Below are 20,512 nucleotides of genomic sequence, written 5' to 3'. Positions count from 1 at the left end.
GCGGTCACTTGACTATCCTGAGGCGGACGCGGTCGAGCGACAGCGCCACCGCGGCGATGATCATCAGGCCCTGCACCGTCTGCTGGATATAGGGCGAGATGCCGAGCAGGATCATGCCGTTGGCGAGCACGGTGACGATCAGGACGCCAATCAGCGTGTTGACGACGCCGCCTTCGCCGCCGGTCAAGGCCGTACCACCGACGACGACGGCGGTGACCGCGGCAAACAGCCGACCGTCGCCGATGACGGCATGCGACTGGCCGAGTTGAGCGGCGGCAAGCACGCCTGATATGCCGAAGAAGAAACCGGCCAGCGCGAAGGCGGTGATGCGCACGCGGAAGACGTTGACGCCGGAGAGCTTGGCGACGTCCTCGTCACCGCCGATGGCCAGGATGTGGCGGCCGAGCTTCGTGTGATACTGGATGACGGCGGCGAGCAGGAACGCTCCGGTGGCGACCCACACCGCCAGCGGCAGGCCAAGGAAACGGGTCAGCGCCAGATCGCGGATCGAGGCGTCGTTGAGACGGATCGCCGAGCCGCCGAGCATATAGACCGACAGGCCAAGGCCGATGAACCACATGCCGAGCGTCGCCATGAAGGACGGGATGCGCAGCATGGTCTGGACGAGACCGCTGACGAAACCCATGGCGGTGCCGGCAACGATCGCGGCCAGCACCGCCCACCAGCCATAGTCGTTGCCATTGCTGTCATTGGCGGCGAGCAGCACCACGACCATCGCCGAGACCGACAGCGTGCCCTCGACCGAGAGGTCGATGCTGCCCATCAGGATGATGAAGGTCAGCCCCATCGCCAGCGTCAGCGGCACGGCGGCGGAGTTGGCGAGGCGCACCAGGTTGCGCAGCTCGATGAAGTTCGGATTGGCGATGGCGATCAGCACGCACAGCACGATCAGCACCGCCAGCGGCGCCAGGCTGCGCCAGCGCCTGCCGCCGAACATGGTGGCGATGCGGCCGGGGAGAAATGTCATAAGCGTCGTCCGCTCGATGTCCGAAACGGACTTCAGGGGTTCTGTATGGATTGTCAAGAAACCGCTTCCCGTCTGCTGAAGACCATCGCCGGGCGGGTACAATGCACGACGAACTGTAAAGGGGAGCGGGCCGCCAGGGAGCAGCAGCCCGCCCCGGCGGTCAGGTCCGGATGGCTCCGGTCACCCGACCCCAAAGATCGTTCCAGTCGATCTCCGGCTTGGCGTCGACATTGGTCTTGTAATATTCCTCGACATTGTCGTGCGAGATCAGCACCGCCTTGCCGTAGAATTCGCGGTGCTCCGGTGGTTCCTTGACCGGGTCGAACTTGCCGATCTTGGCGTTGTAGCCGATGGCCAGACCCATGCCGCCCTGCCAGAACGGATCCGAGGTGACGGTGCAGGCGAATTCGCCGGTGCGCACCGCGTCGACCGCCGTCTTGATGCCGTCGACGCCGACGATCGGCACCTTGCCGGCAAGGTTTTCGGCGCGCAGCGCCTCGAGCGCGCCTGAGCCCATGTCGTCATTGGCGGCCCAGATGCCCTTGATGTCTTCGCCGAAGCGGGTGAGCAGATTGCCCATCAGGTCGAAGGCTTCGGTTGATTTCCAGTTGGCGACCTGGAAGTCGAGCAGCTTGATGTCGGGGTTGGCGGCAAGGGCTGCGTCGAGACCCTTCTTGCGCTCGATCGCCGCCGTGGTCGAGATCAGGCCGCCGAGGGCGACGATGCCGCCCTTGCCGCCGATGGTCTTGAACAGGATCTCGGCGATGGTCTTGCCGCTCGAGATGCCGTCGAACTCGATGTGGGAGACGTAGTTCGGGTTGAAGTCCTTGGGATGCAAATCCGCCGGCTTGTTCCACTGCGTCACGACATAGGCGCCAGCCTTGGCGCAGGCCTCGACGATCGGGCGTGCATCAGGCGTGTCGTTGGGATCGGAATTGAGCACCATGTTGCCGCCGGTCTTGGCCAGCATCGCCTTGATGTCGGCGATGCCTTTCTCGCTGTTGCCTTCCGAAACCAGCGTGACGTGTTCGAGCCCGGCCCATTTGGCGTAGGCCTCGGCGCCGGTCTTCCACACCGCGTGGTAGGGGTTGGACAGCGAGCGGATCGACGTCACCAATGTCGGCTTTTCCTGCGCCCGCAAAACTTTTGGCATGGCGAGCGCCGCCATTCCGGCGGTGGCGCCCATCATCAGCGTCCGGCGGCTGACCGCGCCGGAAAGCGTTAAACCTGTCCTGTCCTTCATTTATCGAACCTCCCGATTGAATTCTGTTTCCGCCCGGCGGCTTGCGCGGGGAGCGCGGCCGGGCCTCCGATCGACGGGTTGTCAAGCTCCTCCACTTGTACGACAACCCTTCAACACGGCAACCATACCCTTTCTCTTGACGCGGCACAAGGGACTTGAGATCGTCGCGCACACGAGGGGGCGCCGATTGTGCCCACATGAGGGAGCGAGAATGCCGGATTACATCATCGTCGGCGGCGGCTCGGCCGGCTGCATTCTGGCTGCCAGGCTGAGCGAGGACCCGGACCTGTCCGTCACCTTGCTGGAGGCCGGGCCGCCGGACACCGATCGCTACATCCATCTGCCGGTCGGCTTCTTCAAGATGACGGCAGGGCCGCTGATCTGGGGCTATGACACAGCGCCCGGCGAGGCGATCGACGGCCGCACCATGGTCTATCCGCAGGCGCGCGTGCTCGGTGGCGGCTCCTCGATCAACGCCCAGGTGTTCACCCGCGGCTGCCCGCAGGATTACGACGGATGGGCTGTCGACGATGGCTGCACCGGCTGGAGCTACGCCGACGTGCTGCCCTATTTCCGGCGCTCCGAAGGCAACGACACCTTCGCCGGCCCACAGCACGGCATTGATGGACCGCTCGGCGTTTCCAGCGGCGCGCCGCATCCGCTGACCCGGGTCTTCGTCAAGGCGGCGCAGCAGGCCGGTCTTCCCTTCAGGGCCGACTTCAACGCCGGCCAGCAGGAAGGCACCGGATTCTACCAGACGACGACGCGTCAGGGGAAACGCAGCAGCACGGCGGTCGCCTATCTCAGGCCGGCGCTTGGCCGCAGCAATCTGACCTTGCGCACCGACGCCACGGTCAGCCGCATCGTTGTCGAGAACGGGCGCGCCATCGGCGTCGAGATCGTCGCCAATGGCAGTACCGAGCTGCTGCGCGCCGGGCGCGAGGTGATCGTCACCGCCGGCGCCATCGGCTCGCCCAAACTCTTGATGCTGTCCGGCATCGGCCCGGCTGGGCACCTCAGCACGCATGGCATCGAGGTGATCCACGATCTGCCCGGCGTCGGCCAGAACCTGCATGACCACATGGATGTCGATGTCGTCGCCGAACTCAACGGGCCGCACGGCATCGACCGCTACAAGAAGAAGCGCTGGCAGGCGGTCGCCGGCCTCGAATACGCGCTGTTTGGCAAGGGGCCGGTGGCGTCCAACATCGTCGAAGCCGGCGGCTTCTGGTGGGGCGACCGAACGGAGAAGACGCCGGATATCCAGTTCCATTTCCTGCCTGGCGCGGGCGTCGAAGAAGGCATCGGCTCGGTACCCGGCGGCAATGGCTGCACGCTGAATTCCTACCATGTCCGCCCCCGCTCGCGCGGCAGCGTCACGCTCAAATCAGCCGATCCGCGCGATCCGCCAATCATCGATCCCAACCCGTTCGCCGAACGCTACGACCTGGAGCGCGCCGTCGACGGGATCGAGATCAGCCGCGAGATCCTGTCCCAGCCGGCCTTCGCCAAATACATCAGCCGGGAGCACCTTCCGGGCACGGCAACGAAGGGACGCGCGGCACTCGAAGCCTTCGCCCGCGAGCATGGCCGCAGCGCCTATCACCCGGTCGGCTCCTGCCGGATGGGCGGCGATGCGCAGAGCGTCGTCGATCCCGAGCTTCGCGTGCGCGGGCTTCAGGGCCTGCGCGTCTGCGACAGTTCGGTGATGCCAAGCATCGTGTCGTCAAACACCAACGCAGCGGTCATCATGATCGCCGAAAAGGCCGCCGACATGATCGCCGGGCGGAAGGCGCAAGCGGGATAGGCAGGATAATCGCAGGTGGCTTTCGCCCGACGAGTATCCCTAACCTTAACCCTTCCCACAAGGGCAGGCGATTGCATATGGCGGCGCCAGCCCCCCACTCCGTCCGCTGCGCGGCCACCTCTCCCCCATGTCCATGGGGGAGAGGAAACCCAAGCTTTTCGAGGCCGCGACTTCGGCGATTGGCATTTCCTCTCCCTCCACGAATGTGGGGGGAGAGGTGGCTCGGCGAAGCCGAGACGGAGTGGGGGACGCCATAGGCGATTATCCCGCTCCCGGCGCAACAAACTCACTCGTCCGGGAACATCGAACGCGGCGGGAAGTCGGCGCGGCTGTAGTCGACGACGATGAACTTGCCGCCCTGGTATCGTTCCACGACCGGATTGTCCGTTACCTTGCCACGCACGCGCTTGGCCTGGCTGTCGGAACTGTCCAGCGGCGTCCAGCCGATCTTTTGCCTGGCATCATGCCGCCAGAAACCGCGGCTGTTGTTGGACTGCCCCCAGATCACCGAGCAGCCGACTTGCTCGGCCTCGGCGCAACGCTCGATCAGGCGGACGAAATCGCCGTGGGATATCCAGGTCGACAGGATCCTTTCGTCCGGAACCTCCGGCAGCACCGAGCCGATGCGGATCAACACGCTTTCGACCGCATGCTTGTCCCAATAAAGCCGCGCCAGCATCTCGCCATAGGCCTTCGACAGGCCGTAGTAGCCATCCGGACGCAACAGGCAGTCCTGGTCGAGAATCTCGGTCCGCTCATAGAGGCCGACCGCGTGTACGGACGACGGGAACACCACGCGTGCCTTCTGACTGCGCGCCGCCTCGTAGATGTGGAAGCTGCCGCGCAGATTGGGGCCGAGCACCGTCTCGAAGGATTGCTCGGTGGATATGCCGCCGAAATGCAGGATCAGCCCGCAGCCTTGGGCAAGATCGTTCACCGCGTGCCGGTCCTCGAGATCGACACGATCGAAACTTGCGTTTTGCGGCAGCGGGATTGGCAAGGGCGCGACATCGGCCAGCCGCAAGGTCCAGCCCAGTTCTGCCAGCCTGACCGAAAGCAGGCGCCCAATCGTGCCGGATGCCCCGGTCAGCAGCACCGGTTTGTCGGAGAGAGCCAATCCCTGTCCTTTCATGATAGGGAAATCGGGAGACATGTTCGCGCCCGCCCGGTAAGGCGAATGGCTGTAGTGCGCTTCGGGCGACTGGCGAATGTCATCATATCACCATATAAATAATTGGTTGCCAAGAACTGCGGTTCGTTTATTGCTTGGTGGCGATGAAACGTTCCTTTGGCCTTCCCCCCCAGATCAGCCGCACGGCGCAGGTGGCCGACTGGTTTGCGCGCGAAATACGCGCCGGCCATCTGACCAGTGGCGAGAAACTGCCGACCGAGCAGGAACTGATCGCGCAATTCGGGGTCAGCCGCACGGTGATACGCGAGGCCATGGCTTCGCTGCGCTCGGAAGGGCTGGTCGTCAGCCGTCAGGGTTCGGGTGTGTTCGTCGCCGACCACGAGGCCAACACCACATTTCGTATCGTCTCCGACGAGCTTCGTTCGCTGACGGAAGTGCAGAACGTGCTGCAGCTGCGGCTCGCCGTGGAACTCGAAGCGGCCGGCATCGCCGCCGAGAAGCGCAGCGACGACGACCTTGCCCGCATGCGCGATTGCCTCGACGCCATCGACGCGTCGATCGCGGCCGGTGACAGCGCCATCGAGCCGGATTTTGCCTTCCACCGGGCGATCGCCTCGGCCACCGGAAATCCCTATTTCGAGCGCTTCATGCATTTTCTCGGACCCGTCATCATTCCGCGCCAGTCGATCCGCCCGCGGGCCGAAACGCCGGAGCAGCGGCGGCTCTATCTCGAGCAGGTCCAGACGGAGCACCGCCGCATCTACCAAGCCATCGAGCGGCAGAATGTCGAGGCCGCCCGCTTCACCTTGCGCGAGCATCTGGAGGCGGGCCGCGAGCGCTATCGCCGCATGGTCGACGGTTCGGTCAGCTCGTAGCACGACCACAAGCCTGACCTTCTTCGTTCCGTGATCTCACGCCAGCTCTCCAACCGGCATGCGGCAGGACTGCATGAGCGCCGCGAGCTGCCGCTCTTCATCCACTGTGAGGTCAAGCAGCGGTGACCGGACCGGCCCGCAGTTGATCCCGGCGATGCGCGCGCCGGCCTTGACGATCGAGACGGCATAGCCGGCGCGCCGGTTGCGGATGGCGAGATAGGGCAGGAAGAAGCTGCGGATGAGATCGCCGACCTCGGCCGTGCGACCGGCGCGCAAGGCGTTGAAGAAACGCAGTGCCATTTCCGGGGCGAAATTGTAGATCGCCGACGAATAGGTCGTCATGCCTATTGCCGCGGCGGCACTGGCATGGACTTCGGCCGTCGGCATGCCGCCGATGAAGATCAGGCGGTCGTCCATGCGGTAGCGCAAGGCGGTGAGAAGCTCGATATCGCCGACGCCGTCCTTGAGCCCGATCAGGTTCGGGCAGTCCTGCGCCAACCGGTCGAGGGTTTCGGGCGTCAGCACCGCATTGTCCCTGTTGTAGGCGATCACGCCGATACCGACCGAGCGGCAGATGGCGGTCAGATGCCGGCGCAGGCCATCCTGTTCGGACTTGACCAGATAGGGCGGCAGCACCAGCAGGCCGTCGGCGCCGTTGGCCTCCGCGGCCCTGGCGAACTCGACCGCCATATGCGTGCCGTAGCCGACGCCGGCCAGCAGCGGCAGGTGATCGGGAACTTCCTCCGATGCCGCCCGCACGACCCGCTTGTACTCCTCGAGCGTCAGCGAGAAGAACTCACCCGTGCCACCGGCCGCGAAAAGCCCGCTTGCTCCGGCAGCGCCCTGCTGCGCGACATGGGCGCGATAGCCTTTCTCGTTGAAGGCGCCGGCATCGTCGAAGAAGGTCAGCGGAAAGGACAGCAGCCCGCGGCCAAGGGATTTGGTCAGCTCGGTCGGTGAGAACGTCAAAACGAGTACTCCGTGTGTGGGGCCGGTAGATGGATGGTCGGCTGGCAGACTTCCGCAGCCGTGGCGTTGTGCGGGCTCATATGATGCCGGGCCGGACTTCGGCCGCGGCGGCGTCGATCGCCTTGCGGCCAAGGCCCGACTTGACGATGCGGATCAATTCCTCCTCGCTGGTGTCGGCCGTGGAGGCGTCCAGCGCGACCTCGCCCGAATGCAGGAAGTTGATGCGGTCGCAGACTTCGAAGATCTGGTTGTAGTTGTGGACGATCAGGATCACCGAGACCTGGCGCTGCTGGCGCAGGTTCTGGATCAGGCCCAGGACATGCGCGCTCTCACGCACGCCGAGTGCCGCCAGCGGCTCATCGAGGACCAGGATCCTGGGCGACGAATAGATCGAGCGGGCAACGGCGATGCACTGGCGCTGTCCGCCCGACAGGAGGTCGACCGTGCTGTTGACGCTGGGGATCGAGATGCCCAGCGTGTCCAGATAGACCTGCGCCTGTTCGCGCATCTTCCGGTTGTCGAGCAGGTTCAATCCAAGGATTCGTTTGCGGTATTCGCGGCCGAGGAACATGTTGTGGAAGACGCTGAGGTCGCCGATCAGCGCAAGGTCCTGGTAGACGGTTTCGATGCCCTGGGCGCGCGCGTCGCGCGGCGAGGCGAAACGCACCTCCTTGCCTTGCGAGACGATCGTGCCGGTGTCCGGCTGATGAAAGCCTGACAGGATCTTGATCAGCGTCGACTTGCCCGCGCCATTGTCGCCGACCAGGGCCAGAACCTCGCCCTGGCGAAGTTTGATCGAGACGTCGACAAGTGCTGTGACGGCGCCGAAGCTCTTGGAGATGTTTGACATTTCCAGCACCACGGGCGCGTCGGGCGCGAGTGGCGGAATGCTCTGCGTGTTCATAGGCGCCTCCTTGTGCGCAGCCGGTCGACCTGGATGCTCAGGATCATCGCCGCGATGATGGCGGCGCCCAGATAGATGTCGGAAACGGTGGCCTGGGCGCCGATCATCACCAGGCCGTTGTTGAGCGAGGCGACCACGAACGCGCCGATCAGCGCGCCGATGACGGTGCCTGAGCCACCCAGCAGGGAGGTGCCGCCGATGACCGCCGCCGCGATCGCCTGCAAGGTGAGAAATGGGCTGCCGGCCTGCGGGTCGGCCGAGGTGAACTGGGCGGTGTTGATGATGCCGGCGAAGGCCGCGCAGCCACCGGCGATCATGAAATTGTAGATCTTCATGCGGTCGGTGCGCACACCGATTTCGCGCGCGCCGATGATGTTGCTGCCGGTGGCGATGGTGTGCAGGCCAAAGGTGGTGCGGTTCAGCGCAAGCGCCAGCGCCAGCACGATCAGCACCGCCCACAGGAAGGGCGTGAAGGCCGTCACGCCATGCCAGGACAGGAGCGCATCCGACGGCTGGTAGAGGCTCTGCCCGAAGATCGCGTTGAAGGGCTGCTCGACAGGCGCCACGATCGGCTGGCTGTTGTAGATCGAGACGACGATGCCTTGCAGGAAGAACAGCATGCCGACCGTGGTGATCAGCGAGGGCACGCGGAAACGCACCGTGATGATGCCGTTGATGGCGCCGACCAGCACGCCGATCAAGACGCCGATTACTGCGCCGACGGCCAGCGGCACGCCCCAGGTGACCGACATCAGCGCCATGACATAGGGCGCGATCGAGAAGATGGCGCTCAGCGAAAGGTCGATCTCGCCGGTGATCATCAGCATGACTTCGGCAGCCGCGATCAGGCCGAGCCGGCCGGTGTCGCGCAGCACGACGCTCATGAATTGCGGCGACAGGAACCCGCCATCGCTGCCGACCTGGAAATAGACCACAAGCACGATGGCGACGACGGCGATGCTGGCCTCGCGATAACGGGAAAGCAGGATGAGCAGCCTTTCCGCCATCGTGTGCGGAACCTTGACGCCAACGGCGCCCTTCCCGGCTCTTGCTGTTGCGATTGGCGGCACTCTTGTCTTCCTGATTTCGAATTCTGGGCGGGGATCGGCGACGGGCAAGCCGGCGGCAGTCAGCGGCGCCCTCGCCACGTCATCGGACAATGACGTGGCGAGGGCAGGAGTTTTCGCTTGGCTGAACTGCGTCAGGTCGGCTCGACGTCGCTGCGGCCCTCGAAGCGGGACTTGCCGACATAGGCGTCGACATTGTCCTTGGTCACATAGGCCTGGCTGGTGTCGCTGTTGGCCGGGCCGACGAGACCGCCCGACAGCTTGTAGAGATACATCTGCTGGACAGGCAGGAACCCCTGCAGATAGGCCTGCTGGTCGGTGGTGAAATTGACGTCGCCGGATTTGATGAAGTCCAGCGTCTGCGGGAAGAGGTCGAAGCCGGCCACCGCGCCGCCGGCTTTCACCAGGCCATATTTGTTGGAGATGAAACCGCAGGCGTAGGTGTCGGAACCGCCGGTGCCGAACATGCCCTTCACGTCCTTGTGGCTGAGATAGTAGCTCTCGACGCGCGAGATTTCCGTTGCCGGATCGGGACCGGTGTTGACGACATCGTAAGTGACGCCGCTGCCGCTGTCCTTGATCGCCTGGATGTAGCCGTCGAGGCGCGGCTGCGTGTTGAGCGAACCGGGCACGCCGATCGACAGCATGACGTGGCCGCCCTTGGGGATCAGCTTCAGCCATTTCAGCGCCGAGTTGTAGCCGGACTGATAGAGCGGCTGGCCGACATAGGACAGCCGCTTGTTGGGGCTGCCGACCGGCACGTCGGCGTTGAAGGCCACGACCGGAATGCCGGCCTGTGCGGCCATGTCGGTGGCGGCGTCGAAGGCGGTTGGATCGACCAGGCAGACGGCAATGCCGTCCGATTTCTGCGCAATCGCGGTCTGCATGGCGCTGACCATCTCGGAGACGACGTTCTTCTGCGAACCGGTCCACTGGTAACTGCAGCCGAAGGCGGCGCAGGCGTCCTGGATGCCATAGACGGTCGGGGTGAAGAACTGGTCGAGCGTCACGTGGCAGACGAAGTGGAACTTGTAGGGCTTCTTTGGCAGGCCGGCCGATGAATCCGCTGCCTTGGCGGCGCTGACGCCGCCGACAAGTCCGGCACCCGCCAATCCGCTGGCAAGGCCGGCGGCGCCGAGACCGAGTTTGCCGGCCAGCGCGAAGGCACTGCGCCGGCTGATGGCGGCATTGCCCATCTCCATCTGATTTTTCGTTTCGTCGTCCACTTGGTTCCTCCCTCTTCGTTTTGCGGGCTTGCCCACATTTGTCGTCTGGTTACATTGTTATATGATAACTTTTGTGTCAATGGTTTTTCGACACCGGATTCACGACGGGCTTTCGCGGCCCGACCGTGGTGCGGGAAGGCTGCCGCTTGGCCGGCACGATGGACAGCAGGGATCACAGGAAGAGAAAATGGCTGAAATCGAATTCAGGGCTGTCGCGAAGAACGGCCTGAAGTTGACGACGATCGGGCTCGGCGGCACCGGGCTGGGAAATATGTATCGCGCCGTCGACACCGACGCCGCGGTCAAGACGGTGCAGGCGGCTTATGACAATGGCATCCGCTATTTCGACACAGCACCTGTCTATGGCTTTGGCGTCAGCGAGACCCGGCTTGGGCTGGCGATCAGATCCTTACCCCGCGCGGACATCGTCATCTCGTCGAAGATTGGCTACGACCTCGTGCCGATCCCGCCCGAGGAGCTTCAGCCGGCGCTTTGGGACCAGCCCGGTTCATTCCGCGCCGAGTTCGACTATTCGCATGATGCCGTGATGCGCTCGCTCGAAGCAACGCTGAAGCGCCTCGACACCGACTATGTCGACATGGTCTCGATCCATGACCCGGACGAAGCCATTCATTTCGGCCCAGGCGAGGATCCCTATGCCAGGAGCCGTTTCAGGGAAGCCATGGACGGCGCCTACCCGGCGCTCGACGAATTGCGTTCGCAAGGCGTCATCAAGGCGGTCGGCGTCGGCATCAACCAATGGCAGATGCTGTCCGACTTCGTCGTGGCAGGTGCGTTCGACTATTTCCTGCTCGCCGGCCGCTACACCTTGCTCGAGCAGGAACCGCTGGCGACCTTGCTGCCGCTGTGCGAGCAACGCGGCACCAGGATCATCATCGGCGGGCCCTACAATTCCGGCATCCTGGCCACCGGCGCCGTCAAGGGCGCAACCTTCAACACCAGGCCGGCGCCTGAGCCGGTGCTCGAGCGCGTCCGCCGCATCGAGGCGATCTGCATCAGTCACAAGGTGTCGCTGCCGGCGGCCGCGCTTCAGTTCCCGCTCGGCCATCCCATCGTCTCAAGCGTCATTCCGGGGGCGCGATCGGCCGACGAACTGAAACAGAACCTGGCCTATCTGCGCGAGGACATTCCGCCGGCTTTGTGGGCCGATCTCAAGCAGGCCGGGCTGATCGAAGCCGGCGCACCGGTACCTTGAGCGCCGCGCTCGGCAGCCGATAGAGCGGTTCTGCGTTTTGCCTGAAACGGTGGAACCGCACTAGGCGGTCTCGGCGCACGCCCCTCCACGATCTCAAAGACGCTGGCTGGCTTGGCGGGCGCGCTTGCGTATCTCCTGGCGGGAAATGCCGGCATCCGCCAGCGTGCTGTCGGGGACATGCCTCAAGCTCGCAAGCGTCTGGCGATAGGCCCGCCAGCGGGCGAAACGGCGTCGAAGTTCATCCAACATGATCGTCTCCTCTGGCGCGCGGATGGCCAGCGCGCCTGGTTGGTCGAAAGCGCAAAGCATCCGCGCCAAGCGCATGCGCGATCGAAGGGATTGCACTGGCTTGCTGGCAAGCCCGAGGCGATTGGCACGATCCCGCCAGGCAGGATTGTCCAACGCCTCCAAGGCCTGCATACTTGCGTATGATGCCTGCTTCGCGCTACAGCCAGGGTCGCAAGGAGTTTTTCATTTCTGCAAAATGGATATCGGCTGGGACGATCTAAGGTTGTTTCTCGACGTTGCGCGGCTGGGTGGCCTGAGCGCGGCGACGGGAACCACGCGGCTCAGCGCGGCCACCCTTGGACGACGCGTCACCGCCCTCGAAAAGCAGATCGGCGAACCCCTGTTCGTGCGCCAGCAGACCGGCTACCGGCTGACCCCGGTCGGTGAAGAACTGCTGCGGCGCGCCGAGGACGTCGAGGCGGCAATGCAGTCGCTGACCCGCTGGCGCGAGGGAAGCCTGCCCGACCGCATCGTCCGCGTCTCGGCCGGACCGTGGACCTCGGCCTTCGTTTCCGCCCATATCGGCGAGATCTGGACGGTCGATGACGGCATCAGGGTGGAACTCGTCACCACAACCGACCGGGTCGATATCGGACGCCGTGCCGCCGACGTCGGCATCCGCAGCGAGCGCCCGACCGAGCAGTGGCTGGCCGGCCGTCTAAGCGGCAAGGTCGCCCACGCCATTTATTCCGGACGCCACCTGATCAACGGCATCGCCGCCGGGCTGTTCGTCGGCGTCACCGGCGAAGGGGCAAACATTGCTTCGGCGCGCTGGCTGCAAGCCCATCATGGCGACCGCATCGCGGTGCGCGGCAACAACACCCATTCGGTGCGCGAACTGGTGGCCGCCGGCGCCGGCCTTTCGGTCTTCCCGTGCTTCGTCGGTGACAGCGATCCGCGGCTGGTTCGCGTCGCCCAGCCTATCCCCGAACTCGAAACCGACCAATGGATCGTCACCCATCACGAGGAGCGTCACGCCCCGCCGGTGCGAAAGGTCGCCGACCGGATTGCCACCTTGATGCGGGCGCACCAGCCATTATTTCGCGGCGAGACGCCGATCCGGTAAGCGGGTCGTTCGGCAACGTGCGGCGACCGCCACACCAGCCTCAAATCGAGGCGAACTCGGCGAGTTCGTCGACGGCTTCCTGAACACCTTGTGCAGCCGCTCGCTCGAACCACAGGCGACCGGCTGCCGGATCGTGGTCCCCGGCAAGACCATTGGAGAGATAGCGCCCGAGCATGAGTTGGGCCTGGCCATGTCCCCGCTCGGCGGCGGCGGCGAACCATTTCTGCGCTGCCGCCGGGTCGAGTGACAGACCCTGGCCGCTCCCGTACAGGGCGCCGATCGCAAACATCGCCCCGACGTGATCGGCGGCGGCTGCCCGCTTGAAAAACTGCGCCGCAGCCACGGGCAAGGATGCGCCGCCGCGCCCATTGAGGAGCATTTCGGCCAGCGCCACCTGCGCGTCGACCATGCCGGCGTTGGCCGCGCGCTCGAACCAGAGACGGGCCTGTTTCTGGTCGGCGGCCACGCCGCGCCCATCCTGAAGCATGCGCGCATACGCATATTGCGCCTCGGCCACGCCTTCGGCCGCGCGCCTCACCCATTGCGCCGCCTGCTCCTCGTCCTTTCGCACGCCGACGCCCTGGGCAAAACAGAGCCCGAGGTTGAAGGCTGCAACCAGATCGCCCGACGAGGCGGTCGCCTCGAACCATCCGGCAATGCTGGCGCGATCGTCAGGCTCGCCTGCGCCTTCGAGGACCAGATTGGCAAAGTCGACCTGCGCTTCCTGATTTCCCGCATTTGCGGACGTCCGCAGCCAGCGCGCGCCCTCCTCGACGTCCTGGGCGACACCGTTTCCCGACAGATAGAGCGATGCCAAGGCGCGAGCGGCGGCCTGATGTCCTGCATCGGCCGCGCGTCGATACCACGTCGCGGCCTCCGCATAGTCCGGATGCGAACTCTTCACATAGCGATCGCCGAGACGGTAGGCTGCCTCGATGTTTCCCGCCAATGCGGCGCGCCGCAGCCACGCCTCGCCGGCCGCGATATCCTGACCCGCAAGGCCACCATCGATGAGCCCCAATCCCAACCGGAACTGGGCCGAGGGAAGGCCTTTCTCGGCAGCGAGCTGATACAGTCGCGCCGCTGCCGCTCGATCGACCGGCACGCCACGCCCATGCTCGGTCAGCACCCCAAGGAGGTAGATTGCGGTGGGCAGGCCGGCGTCGGCAGCGCGTCGAACCTCGGCGGCAATCTTGTCCGCCTGCCCAGGTTGCCTGCGCCGGGCGAGGGAAAGAGCAAGGCCCAGGCATCCCTCGGGGCAGCCGGCAGCCGCGGACTTCTCATACCAGCCATGCGCCGCATCGAGGTCGCGCATCGCTTCGGGGCCTCTGCTGAGGATATAGCCGAGGATTGCCTGCCCGGTCGCGGAGCCGGCTTCGGCAGCTTTTTTCGCGAGGCCGAGCGCTGGCGCGAATTCCGGCTGCCGCGAAGAATCCCGTTCGAACAGGCTCTCCGATCCGATGCGATTGCCGTCGGGCTCCTGTGTCGCCAGTCCAGCCACGTAAAGCGCGGCGAGAAGCGACTGCGCATCGGGGCTGCCGTGATCGGCGGCCCGCCGCAGCCAGCGCGCGCCTTCCGACCGGCTCGGCGGCACACCCAAACCTTCGAGATAGCAACGAGCGACCCGGTATTCGGCATCGGTGATGCCGGCGCGTGCGGCAATTGCCATCAGCGGAAAGGCTTCTGAATGCTTGCCACTGTCGGAAAGCTTTATCGCCCGGCGCAACACCAGCGCCGGCGGGGCAAGGGCAGTCAGCCGGTCAAGGATTGCCATCGATGCGAGAACTCATACCTCCGTTTGTCGCGGCACGGCACCCAAGCCTATGGCTCCCGCATCGCTTCCTGGCCTACGGGGAGCATGGCGCCGAGAATGTACTTGAGCACGGTGCGACGGCCGACCTTGACGTCGGCGGTCACCGGCATGCCGGGGCTGATCGTGAAACTGGCGGGCACGCCATGGAGGGCGACCTGGTCGATGGAAATCTGCGTGCGATAGAACAGGTCAGTGTCCGATGGCAGCATGGCCAACGAGCTGTTCGGGTCGCGCGCTTGTTCGCGAGCCGAGAAGGAATCCGGGCTGACCGCGCGCACAGTGCCATGAGCCAGGCCATATTGCGAATAAGGAAAGGTATCGAACTTGATGGCCACGGGATCGCCGACATGGACGAACCCACTGCTGCGACCGACAATGTTCGTCTCGATCTCCAGCACCGCGTCGTCCGGCACCAGCGTGATCAATCGGTCGCCGGACTGCAGGATCGAGCCGACGGAGACCTTGGCTACCGACTGGACGATGGCATCCGCCTCGCTCTTCAGCTCGACCAGCTGCTTGCGCAGCTTCGCCTTGTTGAGAAGCTCACGGGCGTCGGACATGCGCGATCCCGCCTCCGACAGGCCCTGCGAGACTTCCGCGCGCCAGCTCTGGATGTAGCCATCGCGGTCGGCGGACACCGTCGCCTGCTGTCGCTTGGCGGCTTCCGATGTCTGCAAGGCGTTGCCGAGCGCCCGGGACATTTCCGCCGAGTTGTCCTCGGCCAGAAGCGTGTTGAGGCGGCTCCCCACCTGTCTTGCTTCCAGTTGCTTGCGCATCTGTTCGATCGAGGCCGCGACGGCCAGCCGCTGGCGGTAGCCGTCAGCATCGGACTGGGAACGCGAGATCACTGAACTGAGTTCATCGCTCTGCCGGTCGAAACTCGCCAGCTTGGCGTCGTAGACGGCTTTGCGGCGATCGTAGATCGACGCCTGCAGGGTCCAACTCGGGTCCAGGCCGTCATAGTTGAAGGGCTTGCCGTCGGCCTCCGCTTTCAACCGCGCCACTTCGGCCTCAAGCGTCGAAACCTGTGTCGCCAGCGCAGTGAGGTCAGCCGAGGCGAAGGTCGCATCGAGGCGAGCGAGCGTTTGACCGGCTCGCACGCGCTGTCCTTCGCGTACCTCGATCGAGCGCACGATGGCTGTCTCGAGCGGCTGCACCACGATGTTTGGCGATTGCGAGACCACGAGCCCTCTGGTGGTGACGACCTGATCGACCGGTATGATCCCTGCAAGTGTTATCAGGGCGACGACCATGCTCAAGATGATGTAGACGATGCTGCGCGCCATTCGCGGAACAGGCGCATTGGCGATAGCCGTCGACGGCCACTGGAATTCCAGGATGGCGGGCATCGTCGGATCGCTCGGTTCTGTCCGGCGCCGGCGGGCGGGAAGGCTGGATTGGGTGATGCTGATGCTGCTCATGGGGCGCCCCGATGCCGATGCTCAAACAAGTCGCGGCGGCACGGCGGCCAGACGACCGTGACGGCTGTCGAGATGTCGGTTCTGCTGCAACCATAGCTGGCGGTAGAGCGCGCATCGTTCGAGCAGGGTCGCATGCGGCGCGACATCGAGGACCTTGCCCTGATCCATGACCAGGATCTGGTCGCACTCGGTCAACGAGGAAAGCCGGTGCGAAACAATAATCATCGTGCGACCCTTGGCGATGCGCATGAGATTGGCGCTGACCACCGCCTCGCTCTCCGGGTCAAGCGCGCTGGTCGCCTCATCGAGGATCATGACGGTCGGATTGTGGATGAGAGCGCGCGCGATCGCCAGCCGCTGCTTTTGACCACCCGACAGGTTGGGCGAACCTTCCTCGATATAGGTGTCATAACCGTTCGGCATGCGTTCGATGAATTCTTCGGCGCCGGCAAGGTGAGCGGCTCGCATGGCATCCGAAAGGGTCAGACCGGGGCGCCCGGCGATGATGTTGTCACGAATCGACCCGCGGAAAAGGAAATTGTCCTGGAGGACCACGCCGAGCCCCTGGCGAAGGTGACGCAGGTTGATTTCCTTGAGGTCGACGCCATCCAGCTTGAGAAAACCGCTGTAATCGCGATTGATCCCCTGCAGCAGCCGCGCAATTGTCGATTTTCCTGAACCGCTGCGCCCGACGATGCCGAACATCGTCCCTGCCGGAATGTCGAAGCTGACCCGGTCGAGCGCTGGCGTCTTGGTGCCGATGTAGGAGAAGGTCAGGTCACGGAAACTGATCTCGCCAACCAGCTTCGGCCTCAGGCCGGTGGAATTCGAACTGCTTTCCAGGGGTCGGTTGAGGACGGATCCTGCTTCGCCGATTGCCGCCCCTACCTCCTCGAAGTCCTCGACCAGTCGAGCAAGGCCGACGAGAGGCTGCGCGACGCGTTGGGCGATCATCATGAATGCGAACAGGCTGCCGATCATGTAGCCAGAGGTGTCGCTCATCGCGAGATAAGCGCCGATCAACATGGTTCCGAGGACCATCACACGCTCGATTGGCGTGACAAGCGTCTGCGGCCAGTTGGCGAGTTGCCCGAAGGCAAGTCGGGCCCTGCCCGCGTCCGCCACCCGCTCGTCCCAGAGCGCCTTGCGTTGCGGTTCCAGACCGAGCGCCTTCACCGTCTTGATGCCGACGACGGTTTCGCCGAGCGCCGCCGATTTCCAGGTCTCCGCTTCGACCACCTGCTGGTAGCTGCGGCGCAATGGTGCGAGAAAGGCGAAGATAATCAGCATGATCACGCCCGCGCAGGCAAGCACGATCCAGCCGAGCGTGGCGTTGATGTAGAACATCACCGGGATCAGCACGCAGAGCGTGATCAGATCGAGGAACGTGCTGAGGAGTTTTCCGGTCAGGAACTCGCGGATGCGATAGATCTGCGCGAGGTGGTACATCGTCTGGCCGGCCGGATGACGCTCGAAATAGTCAAGTGGCAGGCGCAGGAGCCGGCTGAAGACATGCAAGTTCAGTTTGGTGTCCAGCCGGGCGCCGACGACGTTGATGATCAGCCTTCGGGCGTGACCGAGGAGCGTCTCGTAAACGAACAGGACGGCGATTATGGCCGACAGCAGCACGAGGGTCGAAACGCTGTTGAACTGCAGCACCTTGTTGACCAGCGTCATGACGATGAGCGGCGGCAGAACGGTAAGGATGCTGAGCGTGAACGAGGCGATACCGATGTCACGCATGGAACGGCTTTCTAACCGTACCAGGTCGATCAACCAGCGCAGCGTGAAAGGCGCATCGGCCGCGATGTAGGATCGCGCCGGACGCAACAACACCGCCTCACCGGTCCACACCTGCGACAGCCGCAACTCGTCGATGGCGATGGCTTCGTCATCGTCTGGCGCGCCCGCGCTCTTGAGGAAGACAACCTTCCGCTCCGGGCTGGCCCCGGTGAGGAGCCCTGCACCACCGTCATTGAACAGCAGGACGACCGGCCCCGTGTGCTCGAAGCGCAGGAGATGCGACCAGCGGATGCGAAGCGCGCGCGACCACATGCCGCCGTTCTGGGCCCATTGCGAGAGGTCGGTCGCGTTCGGAACCGTGCTTGGGCTCGCCGCCCTGAACTCGTTGGGGTCGAGTTCGACGCCATGATAGCGCGCGACCCGCAGCATGGCCTTGAGGCGCGGCTGGATCCGGTCGAACTCGGCGGGTCCGCCGGGACTCCTGGCCGCGTTTTCGCCGTCCGCCCTGCCCGTCGCGACTTCGGCTTCGGTGCCGGAACGGATCGGGACCGGCTGGTTTTCGGCATTCACAGGGACGTTCACCATGGACTTCTCATCCGGTACGCAGGGCGAGGTTCAACAATGCCCGGGCCGAGGCGTTTCAGCCTCGATTTCCCGCAATGCCCCACTGTACTCCGAACTGATCGGCCGCGCGACTCTCATGCCACTCGTTGTCTTGAGATGATGAACGCGCGGATCCGCTCCCTCGCGAAATCCGCGCGCACGTTTTTCTGTCGGTCGTCTCTCTTCAAGGTTCTTGCTCACTCGTGTGGCTTCAAGAGGTCCTTCAGGGTCTTGGCGGTGTGGTCGTTGCTGGCGAAGCCGGCGCCATGCTTTGTCTGATCCGAGGTGAGATCCGTGCTCGCCCCCGACGGCTTGTTCTGGTTCTGGCCAAATCCGCTAATCGTCTTGAGGACATTGAGCAGGTCTGTCGTCACAGATGTGGACGCCAGGCCGATCAGGTTGCGGAACGACGCATGGCTGCCGTGATCACTGTTGCCATGTGTCGAGCCCGACTGCAGGAATTTCGCAGCGTCCTTGAGCCCGAGCGACTCGAACGTGACCTTGCCGGCGTGACCGTTACCCGGCTTGCCATCGTGGTCATGCTTGTTGTGTCCCTTCGCTGAATTGCTGCTGTTCTTGTGGTCGTTGTCGTGGCCGTGGCCATTGCCATTGCCATTGCCATTGTTGCCGTTGCCGTTGTTGCCATGATGGCCATGGTGACCATGCTGGTCATACTTGTCATGATCACCGCCCCAACCGGTCGCACCAGTCGGACCAGGCGCACCTGTGGAACCGGTGGAGCCCGCCGCTCCGGTCGAGCCGGTTGCACCGGTATGGCCGGTCGCACCCGTCGAACCCGTGGCGCCTGGATCTCCCGTTGCTCCAGTCGCGCCGGTTGCCCCGGTCGAGCCGGTTGCCCCGGTAGAGCCAGTGGCACCGGTAGAGCCGGTTGCTCCGGTAGAGCCGGTATGACCAGTCGAACCAGTGGCGCCAGTGGAACCAGTATGACCCGTTGCTCCGGTTGCCCCGGTAGAGCCAGTCGCACCGGTAGAGCCTGTCGAGCCGGTATGGCCGGTCGCACCCGTCGAACCCGTTGCTCCGGTAGAGCCGGTTGCACCGGTAGAGCCGGTGGAACCAGTATGACCCGTTGCTCCGGTTGCCCCGGTAGAGCCAGTCGCACCGGTAGAGCCTGTCGACCCGGTATGGCCAGTCGCACCCGTCGAACCCGTTGCTCCGGTCGAGCCGGTTGCTCCGGTCGAGCCGGTATGGCCGGTCGCGCCCGTTGCTCCGGTCGAGCCGGTTGCTCCGGTCGAGCCGGTATGACCAGTCGCACCCGTCGAACCAGTGGCGCCAGTGGAACCAGTATGACCCGTTGCTCCGGTTGCCCCGGTAGAGCCAGTCGCACCGGTGGAGCCTGTCGACCCGGTATGGCCAGTCGCACCCGTGGAACCCGTTGCTCCGGTCGAGCCGGTTGCACCGGTCGAGCCGGTATGACCAGTCGCACCCGTCGAACCAGTGGCGCCAGTGGAACCAGTATGACCCGTTGCTCCGGTTGCCCCGGTAGAGCCCGTCGCACCGGTAGAGCCTGTCGACCCGGTATGGCCAGTCGCACCCGTGGAACCCGTTGCTCCGGTCGAGCCGGTTGCACCGGTAGAGCCGGTATGACCAGTCGCACCCGTCGAACCAGTGGCGCCAGTGGAACCAGTATGACCCGTTGCTCCGGTTGCCCCAGTAGAGCCAGTCGCACCGGTAGAGCCTGTCGAGCCGGTATCGCCGGTCGCGCCCGTCGAACCCGTTGCTCCGGTCGAGCCGGTTGCACCGGTAGAGCCAGTCGCACCGGTAGAGCCTGTCGAGCCGGTATGGCCGGTCGCGCCCGTCGAACCCGTTGCTCCGGTCGAGCCGGTTGCACCGGTAGAGCCGGTATGACCAGTCGCACCCGTCGAACCCGTGGCGCCGGTTGCACCGGTCGAGCCAGTAGCTCCGGTATCGCCGGTCGCACCTGTGGCGCCGGTTGCTCCAGTCGAACCTGTGGCTCCAGTATCGCCAGTGGCGCCTGTCGAGCCGGTATCGCCGGTCGAACCAGTCGAGCCAGTCGCACCAGTCGAGCCGGTGGCTCCGGTCGAGCCGGTATCGCCAGTCGCACCAGTGTCGCCAGTCGCACCTGTCGAGCCAGTTGCGCCGGTCGAACCAGTCGAGCCGGTTGCTCCCTCC

General features: G+C 64.6%; 16 protein-coding genes. 4 read left to right on the top strand and 12 right to left on the bottom strand.

Annotation, left to right across the window (positions count from 1 at the left end):
• Window positions 1–4: 4 nt before the first annotated feature.
• Window positions 5–988, bottom strand: a complete 984-nt coding sequence (locus AC1DZU_RS28320) for an ABC transporter permease (protein WP_477289896.1) — start codon at window positions 986–988, stop codon at window positions 5–7.
• 160 nt (window positions 989–1,148) lie between these two features.
• Window positions 1,149–2,231 carry a sugar ABC transporter substrate-binding protein gene (locus tag AC1DZU_RS28315; protein WP_477289895.1) on the bottom strand — a complete coding sequence of 361 codons (1,083 nt, stop codon included), beginning with the start codon at window positions 2,229–2,231 and terminating at the stop codon, window positions 1,149–1,151.
• A 211-nt stretch (window positions 2,232–2,442) separates the two neighbouring features.
• Here AC1DZU_RS28315 and AC1DZU_RS28310 point away from each other — a divergent pair, with 211 nt between their 5' ends.
• Window positions 2,443–4,038, top strand: coding sequence for a GMC family oxidoreductase (locus AC1DZU_RS28310; protein WP_477289894.1), 1,596 nt, complete (start codon window positions 2,443–2,445; stop codon window positions 4,036–4,038).
• Window positions 4,039–4,324: 286 nt separating this feature from the next.
• Here AC1DZU_RS28310 and AC1DZU_RS28305 read toward each other — a convergent pair whose 3' ends face one another.
• On the bottom strand, window positions 4,325–5,155 hold the full coding sequence (locus tag AC1DZU_RS28305; RefSeq protein WP_477289893.1) for an NAD-dependent epimerase/dehydratase family protein: 831 nt from the start codon (window positions 5,153–5,155) through the stop codon (window positions 4,325–4,327).
• A gap of 158 nt (window positions 5,156–5,313) precedes the next feature.
• Between AC1DZU_RS28305 and AC1DZU_RS28300 the strand changes: the two genes are divergently transcribed.
• Window positions 5,314–6,045, top strand: a complete 732-nt coding sequence (locus AC1DZU_RS28300; protein WP_184871750.1) for a FadR/GntR family transcriptional regulator — start codon at window positions 5,314–5,316, stop codon at window positions 6,043–6,045.
• Window positions 6,046–6,081: 36 nt separating this feature from the next.
• Here AC1DZU_RS28300 and kdgD read toward each other — a convergent pair whose 3' ends face one another.
• The 4 genes from kdgD to AC1DZU_RS28280 all read right to left on the bottom strand — a co-directional run bounded on the left by kdgD (window position 6,082) and on the right by AC1DZU_RS28280 (window position 10,211).
• Window positions 6,082–7,014, bottom strand: coding sequence for a 5-dehydro-4-deoxyglucarate dehydratase (gene kdgD / locus AC1DZU_RS28295; RefSeq protein ID WP_477289892.1), 933 nt, complete (start codon window positions 7,012–7,014; stop codon window positions 6,082–6,084).
• A gap of 76 nt (window positions 7,015–7,090) precedes the next feature.
• A complete protein-coding gene (locus AC1DZU_RS28290; protein WP_477289891.1) occupies window positions 7,091–7,918 on the bottom strand; it encodes an ATP-binding cassette domain-containing protein in 828 nt (275 codons plus the stop codon).
• Window positions 7,915–8,988 carry an ABC transporter permease gene (locus AC1DZU_RS28285; RefSeq protein ID WP_477289890.1) on the bottom strand — a complete coding sequence of 358 codons (1,074 nt, stop codon included), beginning with the start codon at window positions 8,986–8,988 and terminating at the stop codon, window positions 7,915–7,917. Before AC1DZU_RS28285 ends, AC1DZU_RS28290 begins: the two co-directional genes overlap by 4 nt.
• 131 nt (window positions 8,989–9,119) lie before the next feature.
• Window positions 9,120–10,211 (bottom strand): substrate-binding domain-containing protein, encoded by a 1,092-nt coding sequence (locus AC1DZU_RS28280; protein WP_477289889.1) that lies wholly within the window; start codon window positions 10,209–10,211, stop codon window positions 9,120–9,122.
• A 187-nt stretch (window positions 10,212–10,398) separates the two neighbouring features.
• Between AC1DZU_RS28280 and AC1DZU_RS28275 the strand changes: the two genes are divergently transcribed.
• A complete protein-coding gene (locus AC1DZU_RS28275) occupies window positions 10,399–11,427 on the top strand; it encodes an aldo/keto reductase (protein WP_477289888.1) in 1,029 nt (342 codons plus the stop codon).
• 93 nt (window positions 11,428–11,520) lie between these two features.
• On the opposite strand, the gene AC1DZU_RS28270 is transcribed toward AC1DZU_RS28275, so the two are convergent.
• Window positions 11,521–11,676, bottom strand: coding sequence for a YjiS-like domain-containing protein (locus AC1DZU_RS28270; RefSeq protein ID WP_477289887.1), 156 nt, complete (start codon window positions 11,674–11,676; stop codon window positions 11,521–11,523).
• A 235-nt stretch (window positions 11,677–11,911) separates the two neighbouring features.
• Between AC1DZU_RS28270 and AC1DZU_RS28265 the strand changes: the two genes are divergently transcribed.
• Window positions 11,912–12,781, top strand: a complete 870-nt coding sequence (locus tag AC1DZU_RS28265; RefSeq protein ID WP_477289886.1) for a LysR family transcriptional regulator — start codon at window positions 11,912–11,914, stop codon at window positions 12,779–12,781.
• A gap of 40 nt (window positions 12,782–12,821) precedes the next feature.
• Here the strand turns inward: AC1DZU_RS28265 and AC1DZU_RS28260 are convergent, their stop codons facing one another.
• The 4 genes from AC1DZU_RS28260 to AC1DZU_RS28245 form a co-directional block, all read right to left on the bottom strand.
• Window positions 12,822–14,555 carry a tetratricopeptide repeat protein gene (locus AC1DZU_RS28260; RefSeq protein WP_477289885.1) on the bottom strand — a complete coding sequence of 578 codons (1,734 nt, stop codon included), beginning with the start codon at window positions 14,553–14,555 and terminating at the stop codon, window positions 12,822–12,824.
• 47 nt (window positions 14,556–14,602) lie between these two features.
• A complete protein-coding gene (locus tag AC1DZU_RS28255) occupies window positions 14,603–16,015 on the bottom strand; it encodes an HlyD family type I secretion periplasmic adaptor subunit (RefSeq protein ID WP_477289884.1) in 1,413 nt (470 codons plus the stop codon).
• A 21-nt stretch (window positions 16,016–16,036) separates the two neighbouring features.
• Window positions 16,037–18,343, bottom strand: coding sequence for a peptidase domain-containing ABC transporter (locus tag AC1DZU_RS28250; RefSeq protein ID WP_477289883.1), 2,307 nt, complete (start codon window positions 18,341–18,343; stop codon window positions 16,037–16,039).
• Between the two features lie 215 nt (window positions 18,344–18,558).
• Window positions 18,559–20,512 (bottom strand): beta strand repeat-containing protein (locus tag AC1DZU_RS28245; RefSeq protein ID WP_477289882.1); only part of this gene is annotated, 1,954 nt, incomplete at its 5' end.

It is taken from the genome of Mesorhizobium sp. P2_A12, assembly GCF_056405075.1.
This window is presented reverse-complemented; position numbering and strand designations above follow the sequence as displayed.

Coding starts and splice junctions, on each gene's coding strand:
- AC1DZU_RS28315 (WP_477289895.1), bottom strand. CDS start 2,231: ATGAAGGACAGGACAGGTTTAACGCTTTCCGGCGCGGTCAGCCGCCGG.
- AC1DZU_RS28310 (WP_477289894.1), top strand. CDS start 2,443: ATGCCGGATTACATCATCGTCGGCGGCGGCTCGGCCGGCTGCATTCTG.
- AC1DZU_RS28250 (WP_477289883.1), bottom strand. CDS start 18,343: ATGGTGAACGTCCCTGTGAATGCCGAAAACCAGCCGGTCCCGATCCGT.
- AC1DZU_RS28255 (WP_477289884.1), bottom strand. CDS start 16,015: ATGAGCAGCATCAGCATCACCCAATCCAGCCTTCCCGCCCGCCGGCGC.
- AC1DZU_RS28290 (WP_477289891.1), bottom strand. CDS start 7,918: ATGAACACGCAGAGCATTCCGCCACTCGCGCCCGACGCGCCCGTGGTG.
- AC1DZU_RS28320 (WP_477289896.1), bottom strand. CDS start 988: ATGACATTTCTCCCCGGCCGCATCGCCACCATGTTCGGCGGCAGGCGC.
- AC1DZU_RS28265 (WP_477289886.1), top strand. CDS start 11,912: ATGGATATCGGCTGGGACGATCTAAGGTTGTTTCTCGACGTTGCGCGG.
- AC1DZU_RS28275 (WP_477289888.1), top strand. CDS start 10,399: ATGGCTGAAATCGAATTCAGGGCTGTCGCGAAGAACGGCCTGAAGTTG.
- AC1DZU_RS28270 (WP_477289887.1), bottom strand. CDS start 11,676: ATGTTGGATGAACTTCGACGCCGTTTCGCCCGCTGGCGGGCCTATCGC.
- AC1DZU_RS28260 (WP_477289885.1), bottom strand. CDS start 14,555: ATGGCAATCCTTGACCGGCTGACTGCCCTTGCCCCGCCGGCGCTGGTG.
- AC1DZU_RS28300 (WP_184871750.1), top strand. CDS start 5,314: ATGAAACGTTCCTTTGGCCTTCCCCCCCAGATCAGCCGCACGGCGCAG.